Below are 12,680 nucleotides of genomic sequence, written 5' to 3' on the forward strand. Positions count from 1 at the left end.
GGGTCGCCGGCAGGGGTGTCAGCGCTGCCGCAGCAGCGTATCCGCCCCCGCGAGAGTGTCCGCGACGCGGGTCAGGGTGGCCTCGTCCCGCGGGATCGCCTCGTAGGCAGGACCGTTCGCGGTGCCCCATCGGCGGGCCACGGCCGCCGGGTCCTCCTCCAGCAGCAGCCCCGCCGCCTGGGCCGCGGCGCCCAGCGCCACGAGCTCCTCGGCGCGCGGCACCTGCACCGGCCTGCCCGACAGGCGCCGGACGGTCTCACGCCAGGCGGTTCCCTTCGCGCCGCCGCCGATCAGCAGCAGCGGGGCGTTCCCGCCGGCCTCCTCCCCGTTCTCCCCGTCCAGCACTTTGTCCAGTGCCCGCAGCAGGGCGAAGACCGCGCCGTCGTAGGAGGCCTGGAGGATCTGGCCGGCGGTGGTGTCGTGGCGCAGGCCGCTCAACAGTCCTGAGGCGTAGGGAAGGTTGGGGGTCCGCTCACCGTCGAGGAAGGGCAGCAGCGCCACCTCGCCGCCGGTTTCGACGGCCTCGCGGTCCAGGGAGAGCAGTGCGGCGACGCGGTCGACGGCCAGCGTGCAGTTGAGGGTGCAGGCCAGGGGGAGCCAGTCGCCGCGGGCGTCGGCGAAGCCCGCCACGGTGCCGGTCGGATCGGTGGGCCGGCGCGAGGAGACGGCATACACCGTGCCGGACGTGCCGAGGCTCAGCACGGGCTGTCCCGGGCGCAGGCCCAGCCCGAGCGCGGCGGCCATGTTGTCGCCGGTGCCTGCCGCGACCAGCGCGCCCGCCGGCACCGGCAGACCGGACCGCACGGTGCCCGCCGCCTCGCCCGGAGTCGTCACGCGTGGCAGCAACTGCGGGGAAAGGCCGATGAGTTCGAGCATCGCCTCGTCGTAGGCGCCGGTGGAGCTCGCCCACCAGCCGGTGCCGGAGGCGTCGCCCCTGTCGGTCGTCCCGTCACCGGTGAGCCGCCCCGTCAGGTAGTCGTGCGGCAGCCTGACCGCTGCCGTGGCGGCGGCGGACTCCGGCTCGTTCTCGCACAGCCACGCCCATTTGGTGACGGTGAAGGCGGGTGCGGGGACGCTGCCGAACCGGTCCGCCCAGGCGTCCGGACCGCCCAGCTGCTCGATGAGCCGGTCGCTCTGCGGTGCCGAGCGCACGTCGTTCCACAGCATCGCGGGGCGCACGGGCCTGCCGCCCGCGTCGAGCGTGACGAGCCCGTGCTGCTGCCCGCCCACGGACACGGCCGAGGCCTGCTGCGCCGCACGGCCGCACTGTTCGAGCGCGGTTCCGAGCGCCTGCCACCACTCCTCCGGGTCGCTCTCGTGGCCCGGTCCCGGTGTGACGGTGTGCGGCGCCTGGCCGCGTGCGACGACCTCGCCGGTGGCGGTGTCGACGACGAGTGCCTTGGTGGACTGCGTGGAGCTGTCCACGCCGATGACGAACGGTCCCTCTGGTGCGGACATGAAACCCCTCAGCCTCCTTCTTCGCGGCCTCTTCCCACGCTGCCGCCGCTGGGCGCATACTAATTTGTCAACGGACATGACTAATAGCCGTGGGCGCGAGGAAGTGCCACGGGGAGAGGGCGGCGGAATGAATTACGAGCCGACGCCGGAGGACAGGTTCAGCTTCGGTCTGTGGACGGTGGGCTGGCTGGGACGCGACCCGTTCGGTGAAGCGACCCGCGCGCCGCTCGACCCGGTCGAGGCCGTGCACCGGCTCGCGGAACTCGGTGCGTGGGGCATCACCTTCCACGACGACGACCTCATCCCGCACGGCACCCCGTCCTCCGGACGGGAGGCCCACGTCAACAGGTTCCGGCAGGCCCTGGAGGCCACCGGCATGACCGTCCCCATGGCGACGACCAACCTCTTCTCCCACCCGGTCTTCAAGGACGGCGCCTTCACCGCGAACGACCGCGACGTGCGCCGCTACGCCCTGCGCAAGACGATGCGGAACATCGACCTCGCCGCCGAGCTGGGGGCCAGGACGTACGTGGCATGGGGCGGCCGCGAGGGGGCGGAGTCGGGCGCGGCCAAGGACATCCGCGCGGCGCTGGACCGCATGAAGGAGGCGTTCGACCTCCTCGCCGAGTACGTCACGGAGCAGGGCTACGGCCTCCGCTTCGCCATCGAGCCCAAGCCGAACGAACCCCGCGGCGACATCCTGCTGCCCACGGTCGGGCACGCGCTGGCGTTCATCGACCGGCTGGAGCGGCCGGAGCTCTTCGGCGTCAACCCGGAGGTCGGGCACGAACAGATGGCGGGCCTCAACTACCCGCACGGCATCGCACAGGCCATGTGGTCGGGGAAGCTCATCCACCTGGACCTCAACGGCCAGTCCGGCATCAAGTACGACCAGGATCTGCGCTTCGGTGCCGGAGACCTGCGGGCCGCCTTCTGGACGGTGGACCTGCTGGAGGGCGGCGGCTACGAGGGCCCGCGTCACTTCGACTTCAAGCCGCCCCGCACCGAGGACTACAGCGGGGTGTGGGCGTCGGCGGCGGGCTGCATGCGCAACTACCTGATCCTGCGGGAGCGTGCGGCGGCCTTCCGCGCCGACCCGGCGGTGCAGGAGGCGCTGCGCGAGTCGCGGCTCGACCAGCTCGCCCGGCCCACTCTGGAGCCGGGCGAGACGCCGGGACGGCTCCTCGCGGACCGCTCCGCCTTCGAGGATTTCGACGCGGACGAGGCGGCCGGGCGGGGCATGGCTTTCGAACGCCTCGACCAGCTCGCCATGGACCATCTGCTGGGTGCCTGAACTCCCGCCCTCGCGTCTGCACCCGTGCCCGCGGAGGACGGCGGTCGCTCAGCGCCCGGCCGCTTCCGCGGGCACGGACTCCGGCAGCCCGAACAGCGGGAAGAGGCGGTCGTCGAAGAAGGCGCCCACGTGTGCCACGTGGCCATCCTCGATCTCGAGCACCTGCAGGTGGAAGGGCTTGTAGTCACCGCCCTCATGCCGGCTGTAGAGCGCGAAGGCGGGCTGGCCGTTGGCAGAGGTCGGGATCATCAGGCCTTCGCCGGGGCCTATAGGGCACTGCGCGCCGATGAGACGCGCTATGGCGTCGCGGCCGCTGACCCACTCGGGGAACGGAGGCATCTCCCAGACCGCGTCCTCCTTGAAGAGCTGCACGATCGCCGTGACGTCGGAGTTCTCGAACGCCTTGGCGTAGCGGTCGAGAAGCTCGCGCTGGGAGGGGTCGGTCGGCTCGGAGAGCTCGTCCTCCGTGAGCGCCGCCTGCTGAAGCTGGGCGCGTGCGCGCTGGAGGGCGCTGTTCACGCTCGCCGTCGAGGTCCCGAGCAGCTCGGCGACCTCTGCGGCCCGCCACTTGAGGACCTCGCGCAGCAGCAGGACGGCGCGCTGCCTCGGGGGCAGATGCTGCAGGGCTGCGACGAGCGCGAGCCGCATGCTGGAGCGCGAGACGACGACCGCTGCCGGGTCCGAGGGCTGTTCGCCGCGGAACATCGCGTCGGGCACGGGCTCGAGCCACGGCACCTCCGGCGCCTCCACCACGGGGCGCTCCGGATCGTCGCTGGGCGCGCCGATCCCGGAGGGCATGGGCCGGCGGCCACGGCTCTCGATGGCGGTCAGGCACGCGTTCGTCGCGATCCTGTACAGCCACGTACGCAGCGACGAGCGCCCCTCGAAGCGGTCGGCGGCCCGCCATGCCCGCAGGTAGGTGTCCTGCACGAGGTCCTCGGCGTCGTGGACGGACCCCATCATCCGGTAGCAGTGCGCCAGCAGTTCGCGGCGGTAGGGCTGGGCCCGGTCCAGCAGATCGTCACGGCTGAGAGGGACGTCGGCGGACGGCGCGGTGACGGAGTCGCCCAGGGTGCTGTCTGTCATGGAACAGGCCTTTCGCCTTTCGACTGCGGTGGCGGGTGGTGTACCGGCCCGCAAGTATCGCAAGGTTGTACGAATTTTGGGAGCCGTACGAAGAGATGTCTCGGTTCATACTGCTATTGATACGGACATTCTCCGCCCATCGGCCGCCTGACCGGAATGGTCCGGCGGTGAAGAAAGCCGCGTGAGGGGAATTGCCCGCCGTGGGGCGCACCGCTCCGGGCAGTCAGGCCGGGTGCGGTGGAGACGGGGTGTGCGGGGGGCGCCGGTCCGGGGACGTGTGAGCGCAGCCGCTGTCCTCCTGGCCGCGCAGGGCGCCGGCCCGGAAGGCACATGCCGTTGTGTGTTCTCTCTGGTGGTCAGTCGTCCTTGCCGCGGCGCCGCTTGCGCGCCCGGCGGCGGCTCTTGCTGAAGAACCATCCCGCGGGAGGAGCGTCGGCCCGCCAGGGCTGCGGTTCGGGCGGACTCTGCCGCCAGCGTTCGCGCAGCATCCGCGTCCGCGCGGCCGGCTCCTTCACTTCGGCGCCCCGGATGAAGTTCTCGTCGAAGGCGAGCCCCTCGTCCCAGTTCTGCCCGTTCTCCTCTTCGCCCCCGTCACCACTGCGGCCCCGTGGCTCGCTGCCCATGGGCCATGCCTCCGTCCCGCTTGTCCGTCTCTCGACATCTGTAGTCTCAACGCCTCGGCGGACAGCTGTGTTCCACGTCACCGGCTGCGGGGCTGCTTCCGTCGAAAATGCGACGCGGGTGCGAGAACCGGCAGAGGCGGAATGTGCCGCATCAGGCGATGACTCCATGACTCTCCGCACCACCGGCGGTGCGCGTTATTCACCCTCTGTAGCGATGGCGGGATCACGCCGGCCTCCGGCGCCACGCGCACCAAGACCCCGGAGCACGTCCCGCCGGCCGGGGAGAAGCAGTGCCGCGGAAGCGGCCGCTGTGGGCGGGCGGCCCGGGTTCCGGTTCTCCGGTACCCGGGCCGCCCGCCCGCGCGCGTGATCAGCGATCTGCCGCCGGCGACCCGTCGGCCCGCCCCGGCACCTTTCCGCGTGCGCTTCGCCGCAGTCCCGGCTTACGAACCGGAACCGTGAGAACGAGGAGCCCGAGCAGGACGAGGCCCGTCCCCGTCCACGCCCAGCCCCCGAGGCGCTCACCGACGACGGCGACCCCGAGAGCGGCGGCGACCACGGGCTCGAAGAGCGACAGCGTCGTCGCCGTACCCGCCGTGACACGGGCCAGACCGGCGCCGAAGAGCACGTATGCCACGCACATCGGCACAACTGCCAGATATGCGGCGACCAGCACGCCGCGTGGTGCGCTCAGCAGCGGTCCGCCCGTGAGGGCGAGCACCGGGAGCAGTACGAGCGCCCCCAGCCCGAAGAGGCTGCCCATCGCCGCACGGGAGGTGTGCCCCGCACGGATGATGCGCGCCCCGTAACAGGCGAAGACGGCGTAAGCGGCGCCGGAGAGGAGCCCCAGCGCGACGCCGCCCGGCACGTCGTGACCGCCCTGCGAACCACCCCCGGCGGTCAGCGCCAGCAGCGCACACCCGGTAGCGGCGCAGAGCGTCGCGGCGAGCCAGCGTGGCGTCAGCCGCACGCCGACCAGCAGCCGCTCCATCAGGGCGGCGAAGACGGGCGAGCAGCCGATCGTGACCACCGTGCCGGTGGCGACGCCCGCTCGGTCCATCGAGGAGTAGAAGGCCAGGGGGTACACGGCGACAGCGACGCCTCCCAGGAGCGCCCAAAGCGCCACGGGGCGGCCCGCGTGCAGCACGCGGAGCGCCGAACGTCCCGCGAGTACGAAGGTGAGAAGGCCGCCGACGCCCATGGTGGCGGCCCCTGTCGACAGCGGTGAGGCGGAGGCGGGGGCGAAGCTCGCGGCCGTGCCGGTGGTGCCCCACAGCGCCGCCGCGGCAAGAACGAGCAGGGGCCCTGCCCCGCCGCGCCTGCCGGGGCCTGAGGACGGCGAGCCGTTGGACGACGGCGCCTGCGGGGCCGGTGAGTCTGCATGCGGGTGCGCGTGCGAGGACGGACTGGCAGAGAAGGATGACATGCGGTTTGCGTCCTGATCCGTTGGAGGCCGGTGATCACGGTCATCGGAAGGGCGCAGCAGTCGCTGGCAGCGGGCGGGAAGACCTCAGTGGCGGCGCCGCGTGGAGCGGGCCGCCGGGAAGAGCCCGGACTGCCGGGGAGCGGGCGGGACGCAGGAGCGTCGCCCGCGGATCAGTGCGCCCTCAGCGGGACGCGGGAGGCGGTGTGACCGCGTGCCAGTAGGTCCTGTCCATGCCCGTGAGCGTAGCCGAAGGACAGGGGCGTGTGTACCGGGGGCCCACCGGGTGTACACGCACAGCGCCACCGCCCCCCGTGCGGGGCGGTGGCGCTGTGCGTCTGCACCCGGCCGGCGGAGCCGCCGTGTGGCAGTGACGCCCTCAGTCGTCACCGGGGGTGAGGGAACACGTCAGTTCCGCCCACACCGCGTGCCCGCTGTCCGGGCCGCCGTCGAGGCTGCGGCGGATGCCCCAGTCATCCGCGAGGACGCTGACCAGCAGCAGGCCGCGGCCGCTTTCCCCATCGGCGTCCGATGGATCGCCCGGAGGCGGCCGGAGCGGGTCGGGACCTCCACCCTGGTCGGTCACTTCGAGACACAACCGCAGGCCCACGAGCCAGAGTTCACAGCTGACCTTGTCACTGGCGGTGTGGCGCACAGCGTTGGTGAACAGCTCGGACACGAGCAACTGTGCGTCCTCGCATGCCTGTTGATCGACTCGCCATTCGTGCAGGCGGTCGAGCACTCGTCTTCGCGCCCACCCGACCGACGAGTTGAGCGCGGGCAGACGGAACGCGTCCCGGAGCGGGCGTACCGACACAGCTGAGGGCCGATCTTCTAAAGAGAGGGCGTCATGGGGGGAAGCCACGGATCCACTATGAGCTTGTTCGGTCACACCTGGCAAGGATCAGTCTGCAAATTACAGAATCGTTCGAAGCAGGCTGTCGTCTCACAGGACGTCCATGCCAAACTGCTTGCTCATGACGGGAGTTGGAGGCGAGCGATAGTGGTGGACTCGCGGACGAGCGGTGGCGCCCCCACCGTTCTGCGGGTGGTTCTGGGAAGGCGCCTGCAACATCTGCGGGAGAAGTGCGGCCTGTCGTACGAAGAAGCGGGGCAGGCGCTCGACGTGACCCACGCCACCGTCCGGCGGATGGAGAAGGCCGAGGTCGGCCTGAAGGTCCTCTACGTCGAGAAGCTTCTGCAGACCTACGGCGTGACCGATCCGGCGGAGCTCGACCAGTTCCTCGCCCTGGTGCGCCAGGCCAACCAGCCCGGCTGGTGGCATCGCTACCGCGACGTGCTGCCCGAGTGGTTCAGCGCATTCGTCAGTCTGGAGAGTGAGTCGCACAGCATCCGCGCCTACGAACCGCACTACGTGCCGGGGCTGTTGCAGACCGAGGCATACGCGAGGGCAGTGCTGCGTTCGGGAATGCCCCATGCCCCCGAGGAGGAGATCCGGCGCCAGGTCGCGCTGCGGATGGAGCGTCAGACCGTTCTCGACCGCGACGAACCGCCCATGCTGTGGGTGGTGATGGACGAGACGGTGGTGCGGCGCTCCCTCGGCGGTCCGGAGGTGATGCGTGAGCAGATCGACGTGCTCATCGAGGCGGGCCGGCGGCAGCACGTCCGGCTGCAGATCATGCCGTTCAGCGCCGGCCCGCATCCGGCGATGTACGGACCGTTCCATCTCTTCCGTTTCCCCATCGACGAACTGCCCGACGTCGCATGCGCGGAGAGTCTGGTCGGAGCCGTCTATTTCGACCAGCGCGACGACGTGACGACCTTCCTGGAGGCACTGGACCGGATGTGTGCCCAGGCCGCACCCGTGTCGCGAACGGAGGCGATGCTCAGTGCAATGCGCAAGGAGATCTGAACCATGGGTCGTATCTACAACGGCATGCCCGCCAAGAACCTCGGCACCGAGGGCTGGCACAAGCCCTGGAGCGGCGGCAACGGCGGCAGCTGTGTGGAGGCTCTGAAACTGGATGACGGACGGGTCGCCCTGCGTCAGTCCACGGACCCCGACGGGCCCGCCCTCATCTACACCCCCCACGAGATCAAGAAGTTCATTCAGGGCGTTCAGGCCGGCGATGCCGACTTTCTGCTCGCCTGACCGGCAAGACCACCATGGAGGACGACGTGTCGGAGACGGGCTTCAGTCCTGAGCAGATCGACACCACCACGCCGAATCCGGCCCGTATGTACGACTACTACCTGGGCGGTCTGGACAACTATGCGGTCGACCGGGCGGCCGCCGAGCGCGTCCTCGGGCACGCACCGTTCATCCGTCCGACCGCCCAGGGGAACAGGGACTTCCACCACCGCGCGGTGCGTACGGTCGTGGAGAGCGGCATCCGTCAGATCATCGACATCGGCACGGGGATCCCCACCTCGCCCAACACGCACGAGGTGGCACGTGCCATTGCCCCGCAGACGCGTGTGGTCTACGTCGACAACGACCCCATCGTGGCGACGTACGCCGGTGCCAAGCTGACCAATTCGGACAACGCGAGCTTCGTCCTGGCCGACCTCCGTGAGCCCGAGGCGATCCTCGATCACCCCACCACGCAGAATCTGATCGACTTCGATCAGCCGGTCGCCCTGATGCTCGTCGCGGTGATGCACTTCATCCGGGACGACGAGGAGCCCGGCAAGATCGTCTCCGAGGTCACCAGCCGCCTGCCGAAGGGCAGTTGCCTGATCCTTTCGCACGTCACCGACGACGTCGACGAGGGCGAGGAGGGGGCGAACGCCGCCGAGGTCTACAAGAACTCCACCGCGCAGCTCATCATGCGCAGCTACGACGAGGTCCTGCCCTTCTTCAACGGCTTCGAGCTCATCGAACCGGGACTGGTGAAGCCGCCGCTGTGGCGCCCGGACGGCCCGGTCCCGAGTGAGCACGAACTCGTCGACCACCGCGGTTACGCGGGAGTCGGGTTCAAGGGCGGCGCGTAGCCGAGGAGTCGGCACGATGCGCCGTCCGGCGCACAGTCGCACAGAGCCAGCCCCGGGCAGGGCCGCCGTCACGTGGGGGTGCGGTCCCTGCCCGGCGGCGTGTCTGCGTACGGCGTCTCCGAGCCCGCCTCCGCGCCGTCCGTCACGAGAGGCTCCGTGACGCTCCGCCATCCCGTCCTGCGCTCCGGCCCCCGGGTTCACCTCCCGGGCGCCGCCCCTGCGTGCCTACGCGCGTAACTGCCAACTCCCGTCGCGTGTAGGGATCTTTGCCCGGTGGAAGCTACCTTCCGGTACCGCGTCACCGCCGTAGTGCAGGCCGCCGGGCTGTGAAGACGGCGTTCCTCTCCCGGGCTTCGTCAACACCCTTGCGATGCAAGCCAGTCACACTTTCCACAGCTTTCTTGACATGAGCACTTCCAGTGGAGGCCGGTGACTGGTACTTCTGTACATGACAAACGCACCCTCCATGCTCCCCCCACCATGAGAGGTTCCATGAAGCCACGCAGATGGACGACCACGGGCGCCGCCGTGGCGTCGTCCCTCGGAGTCATCACCCTCACCGGGGCCGTGCCCGCCTCCGCGCAGGACGCGGCCCCGGCGTATGTCGCCCTGGGCGACTCCTACTCCTCCGGCCTCGGCGCGGGTGACTACGGCGACAGCGGCGACTGCAAGCGGAGTTCGAAGGCGTACTCCGAGCAGTGGGCCGCGGCCAACTCGCCGGCCTCGTTCGACTTCACGGCATGTTCCGGCGCCCGCACGGGCGACGTGCTCCAGGGTCAACTGGGCCCGCTCAACTCCTCGACCGGCCTGGTGAGCATCAGCATCGGAGGAAACGACGCGGGCTTCGCCGACACCATGCAGGCGTGTGTGCTGCAGGGCGAGAGCGTGTGCCTGGAGAAGATCGAGGAGGCGAAGAGCTACATCACGGGCACGCTGCCCGGCGAGCTCGACTCCGTCTACAACGCCATCAGCGACCGAGCGCCCTCCGCCAAGGTCGTGGTGATGGGCTACCCCCGCATATACAAGCTCAACGGGGAATGCTCCGTCGGGATCAGCGAGACGTCGCGCGCGGCGATCAACTCCGCGTCCGACGTCCTCAACGACACGATCGCCAAGCGGGCGGCCGACCACGGCTTCACCTTCGGCGACGTACGCGGCTCCTTCACCGGACACGAGATCTGCTCCGGCGACTCGTGGCTGCACAGCGTCACCTTCCCGATCGGGGAGTCCTACCACCCCACGGAGGCCGGGCAGACCAGCGGCTACCTGCCGGTCATGAACCAGAACGCATAACCGGCTCGGCACCGCTTTCCCGTCTGGAAGGCAACTCTCCCCCGGCCGGGACGAGCAGGGCCCAGGTCCTGCTCGTCCCGGCCGGGCTCGTCGTGAGGCAGGGCCGGCGCGACGTCCTCCTGCTCGTCAAATTTGATCAGATGGTCCGACGGAGCCGGCACCTCTGGGCAACGAAAGCGGAAGGAACCCCGCAGGGCGAATCGGAGTTCTAATGGATAGAGACGGGCGGGCAGACCCGTCCTGAAGGAGGACGACATGACCAACAGAGGCAAGATCGCCGTCGGCGGCGTGGCTGTGGGACTTCTCCTGTGGTGGCTGACGTCGTTCTGGATCGCTCTCGCGGTGATCGTCGGCGTACCCGCGATCGCCTACCTGGCGCTGGACCCCTCGCAGCGCCGCCGGCTGCGCCGGGTGAGCCGCAAGGAGCTCAACCGCTGACCGCGAGTGCGGAGGACCCCGGTGATGTGAGCTGTGCGCGGAAGCTGCCTGCGGCTCACCGGAGTTGGGCCCTGCGCAACACCGGCAGCAGGACGCTCACCGGCGTCCGGACGGCCGGGCCGCTCTCCCGTCGTCGGTCCGCGGTGTCCCCGAGGACGCGGTCGTACCGCCGGGGGAGAGCACCGAGTTCCTGATGGCGGCCGAGCGCGGGCAGCCGCTTCGCGACGCCATCGCCGTTACGTTGCACGGACAGCCCGGCGAGGTGCAGATGCCCGTTCGTTCCGCCCGGCTGAGACCGAGCCGGGCACCGGCCGCGCCGCGACGCCTCACGCGGCCGGGCGGAGCGCCATCCCGTCCAACGCCTCGAGCAGACCGGGCAGTTCGGCGCCGCGTCCCACCGGGAGAACTTCGCCCGGCTCGTCGTCCAGAAGCAGGAAGGCGATGTCGTCGGTGCGGGCGACCATGCTCCAGCCGGGGCCGTCCGCACGCAGTGTGCGCGCTTCTCCCGAGGCGAAGGCCGAACGTACCCGCCCGGGGGGCGGCGGGGTGTGCACGTACTCCCGCACCTCCTCCAGGACGCGCTTGACGGATGGGTTGGGGCTCTCGCCCGCCTCGACGAAGTCGACGTCGTCATCGACTTGTTCGCGCCACACCGCCCACTGCAGCGCGATCTCGTCGGCGCCGAGCCGGCGTTGTGCCGGGCCCCACTGCTCCGTGTCCGGCGGTACGAGTGCGGCGCGCCCGCCGTCGACCTCCGGGTCCGGTGCCGGGTCGTGCGGCGCCGGAACGCCCGGGGCCGAGACCGCCACGTTCAGCGGCCAGCCCGGCAGCGCCGCGGCCACGGAGCGGTCCGAGGGGGAGAGGTCGTACTCCATGCCGCAGTCCCACGCGGCGATGGCGCAGGCCACGAGGGTGACGTCGTCGGTCGCCACGGTCCAGCGGGCGCCGGAGCCGTCCTGGCCGAGAACCAACCCGTAGCCCTCGGCGTACGGTTCGAGGCCGAGTCGCGCGCAGGCCTCCGGGTAGTCGTCGCCCAGAACACTCGGAAACTGGGCGGGAGTCAGGAGTACAGCCGTCAGCACAAACAGCGCGTCATCGTCCTCGGCGGCCACGGGCCCTCCCCTTCCGTAAGTTCTGGGGAACCTTAACTCTAGAGTCAGTCCGTTTACAGAGCAGGGCCACTGACGGAGGGACGCGACGACGTGGGGCGATACGACCGGCTCAAGCACATCCTGCGACTCGACCCGGAAGAGGACTTCGAGGAGATCTACCGGTTGTCGGCGACGTACGAGTTCCCCTGGGACTTCGCCCGTGCGCTGGAGCTCGCGCTGTACCGCACCTACGCGGTGCCCAGCATAGGGCGGTTGCTGGCGCAGACCGCGGAGCTGACCGACCGCACGCAGAAGCGCTACGACGACACCGCGCTGCTCCTGGACGCCGTGATGGAGCACGGTCACAAGTCCGACGAGGGCCGCACCGCGATACGCCGCATAAACCAGATGCACCGCAGCTACGACATCTCCGACGGCGACATGCGCTACGTGCTGTGCACATTCGTCGTGATGCCGAAGCGGTGGCTCGACGAGTACGGGTGGCGCCGCCTCTCGCGCCACGAGCAGCACGCGTCCGCCGTCTACTACCGCGTGCTGGGCAGGCATCTCGGGATCACGGAAATCCCGTGTGGCTTCGACGAGTTCGAGACGTATCTCGACGAGTACGAGGCCGCCCACTTCGGCTGGGACCCCGACGCGCGTCGCGTGTCCGACTCGACCCTGGAGCTGATGGCTTCCTGGTATCCGTCCCCGCTCGCCCCGGCGGTGCGCGGCGCGAGCAAGGCGCTGCTCGACGACTCCCTGTTGCACACCTTCCGTTACGGTCCGCCGCGGCCGGCCGTCCGCAGACTCGTGCAGGGCGCCCTGCGCACGCGGGCGCGCGCCGTACGCCTGATGCCGCCACGGCGCACCCCCCACTACGCCCGGCAGAACTGGGAGATCAAGGGGTACCCGGGCTATCCGGTCGGCTACCGCCTGGAGGATCTGGGGACCTTCCCACGGCAGGTGCAACGCGGCGCCGCCGGATGCCCCGTGCCGCACGGCAACGTGTGACGCCT

13 protein-coding genes are annotated in these 12,680 nt (G+C 70.3%); 7 read left to right on the top strand and 6 right to left on the bottom strand.

What is annotated here, in order from left to right; genetic code table 11:
• Window positions 1-18 precede the first annotated feature (18 nt).
• On the bottom strand, window positions 19-1,458 hold the full coding sequence (gene xylB / locus H180DRAFT_RS26205) for a xylulokinase (RefSeq protein ID WP_055488630.1): 1,440 nt from the start codon (window positions 1,456-1,458) through the stop codon (window positions 19-21).
• 127 nt (window positions 1,459-1,585) lie between these two features.
• Here xylB and xylA point away from each other — a divergent pair, with 127 nt between their 5' ends.
• A complete protein-coding gene (gene xylA, locus H180DRAFT_RS26210; protein WP_055488631.1) occupies window positions 1,586-2,752 on the top strand; it encodes a xylose isomerase in 1,167 nt (388 codons plus the stop codon).
• A 48-nt stretch (window positions 2,753-2,800) separates the two neighbouring features.
• On the opposite strand, the gene H180DRAFT_RS26215 is transcribed toward xylA, so the two are convergent.
• From H180DRAFT_RS26215 to H180DRAFT_RS26230, 4 genes are all read right to left on the bottom strand, one after another.
• Entirely contained in the window at window positions 2,801-3,838 is a 1,038-nt protein-coding gene (locus H180DRAFT_RS26215) for a sigma-70 family RNA polymerase sigma factor (protein WP_055488632.1), read from the bottom strand.
• A gap of 356 nt (window positions 3,839-4,194) precedes the next feature.
• On the bottom strand, window positions 4,195-4,461 hold the full coding sequence (locus H180DRAFT_RS26220) for an SGM_3592 family protein (RefSeq protein WP_055488633.1): 267 nt from the start codon (window positions 4,459-4,461) through the stop codon (window positions 4,195-4,197).
• A 370-nt stretch (window positions 4,462-4,831) separates the two neighbouring features.
• On the bottom strand, window positions 4,832-5,887 hold the full coding sequence (locus H180DRAFT_RS26225; RefSeq protein WP_079100424.1) for a DMT family transporter: 1,056 nt from the start codon (window positions 5,885-5,887) through the stop codon (window positions 4,832-4,834).
• 376 nt (window positions 5,888-6,263) lie between these two features.
• Window positions 6,264-6,749 (bottom strand): ATP-binding protein, encoded by a 486-nt coding sequence (locus H180DRAFT_RS26230; RefSeq protein WP_079100425.1) that lies wholly within the window; start codon window positions 6,747-6,749, stop codon window positions 6,264-6,266.
• 138 nt (window positions 6,750-6,887) lie between these two features.
• On the opposite strand from H180DRAFT_RS26230, the gene H180DRAFT_RS26235 reads away from it, so the two are divergent.
• The 5 genes from H180DRAFT_RS26235 to H180DRAFT_RS26255 all read left to right on the top strand — a co-directional run bounded on the left by H180DRAFT_RS26235 (window position 6,888) and on the right by H180DRAFT_RS26255 (window position 10,570).
• A complete protein-coding gene (locus H180DRAFT_RS26235) occupies window positions 6,888-7,757 on the top strand; it encodes a helix-turn-helix domain-containing protein (RefSeq protein ID WP_055488634.1) in 870 nt (289 codons plus the stop codon).
• Window positions 7,758-7,760: 3 nt separating this feature from the next.
• Entirely contained in the window at window positions 7,761-7,997 is a 237-nt protein-coding gene (locus tag H180DRAFT_RS26240; protein WP_037975153.1) for a DUF397 domain-containing protein, read from the top strand.
• 14 nt (window positions 7,998-8,011) lie between these two features.
• On the top strand, window positions 8,012-8,839 hold the full coding sequence (locus H180DRAFT_RS26245) for an SAM-dependent methyltransferase (protein ID WP_055488635.1): 828 nt from the start codon (window positions 8,012-8,014) through the stop codon (window positions 8,837-8,839).
• Window positions 8,840-9,331: 492 nt separating this feature from the next.
• Complete coding sequence (locus H180DRAFT_RS26250; protein ID WP_055488636.1) at window positions 9,332-10,132, top strand: SGNH/GDSL hydrolase family protein; 801 nt, start codon at window positions 9,332-9,334, stop codon at window positions 10,130-10,132.
• Between the two features lie 255 nt (window positions 10,133-10,387).
• Complete coding sequence (locus tag H180DRAFT_RS26255) at window positions 10,388-10,570, top strand: hypothetical protein (protein WP_055488637.1); 183 nt, start codon at window positions 10,388-10,390, stop codon at window positions 10,568-10,570.
• A gap of 326 nt (window positions 10,571-10,896) precedes the next feature.
• Here the strand turns inward: H180DRAFT_RS26255 and H180DRAFT_RS26260 are convergent, their stop codons facing one another.
• Window positions 10,897-11,682 carry a hypothetical protein gene (locus tag H180DRAFT_RS26260; protein WP_055488638.1) on the bottom strand — a complete coding sequence of 262 codons (786 nt, stop codon included), beginning with the start codon at window positions 11,680-11,682 and terminating at the stop codon, window positions 10,897-10,899.
• A 90-nt stretch (window positions 11,683-11,772) separates the two neighbouring features.
• On the opposite strand from H180DRAFT_RS26260, the gene H180DRAFT_RS26265 reads away from it, so the two are divergent.
• Window positions 11,773-12,675 (top strand): oxygenase MpaB family protein, encoded by a 903-nt coding sequence (locus tag H180DRAFT_RS26265; protein ID WP_055488639.1) that lies wholly within the window; start codon window positions 11,773-11,775, stop codon window positions 12,673-12,675.
• Window positions 12,676-12,680: the final 5 nt, after the last annotated feature.

The organism is Streptomyces sp. WMMB 322 (assembly GCF_900090145.1).
Lineage (GTDB): Bacteria > Actinomycetota > Actinomycetes > Streptomycetales > Streptomycetaceae > Streptomyces.

Coding starts and splice junctions, on each gene's coding strand:
- xylB (WP_055488630.1), bottom strand. CDS start 1,458: ATGTCCGCACCAGAGGGACCGTTCGTCATCGGCGTGGACAGCTCCACG.
- xylA (WP_055488631.1), top strand. CDS start 1,586: ATGAATTACGAGCCGACGCCGGAGGACAGGTTCAGCTTCGGTCTGTGG.
- H180DRAFT_RS26215 (WP_055488632.1), bottom strand. CDS start 3,838: ATGACAGACAGCACCCTGGGCGACTCCGTCACCGCGCCGTCCGCCGAC.
- H180DRAFT_RS26220 (WP_055488633.1), bottom strand. CDS start 4,461: ATGGGCAGCGAGCCACGGGGCCGCAGTGGTGACGGGGGCGAAGAGGAG.
- H180DRAFT_RS26225 (WP_079100424.1), bottom strand. CDS start 5,887: ATGTCATCCTTCTCTGCCAGTCCGTCCTCGCACGCGCACCCGCATGCA.
- H180DRAFT_RS26240 (WP_037975153.1), top strand. CDS start 7,761: ATGGGTCGTATCTACAACGGCATGCCCGCCAAGAACCTCGGCACCGAG.
- H180DRAFT_RS26245 (WP_055488635.1), top strand. CDS start 8,012: ATGGAGGACGACGTGTCGGAGACGGGCTTCAGTCCTGAGCAGATCGAC.
- H180DRAFT_RS26250 (WP_055488636.1), top strand. CDS start 9,332: ATGAAGCCACGCAGATGGACGACCACGGGCGCCGCCGTGGCGTCGTCC.
- H180DRAFT_RS26255 (WP_055488637.1), top strand. CDS start 10,388: ATGACCAACAGAGGCAAGATCGCCGTCGGCGGCGTGGCTGTGGGACTT.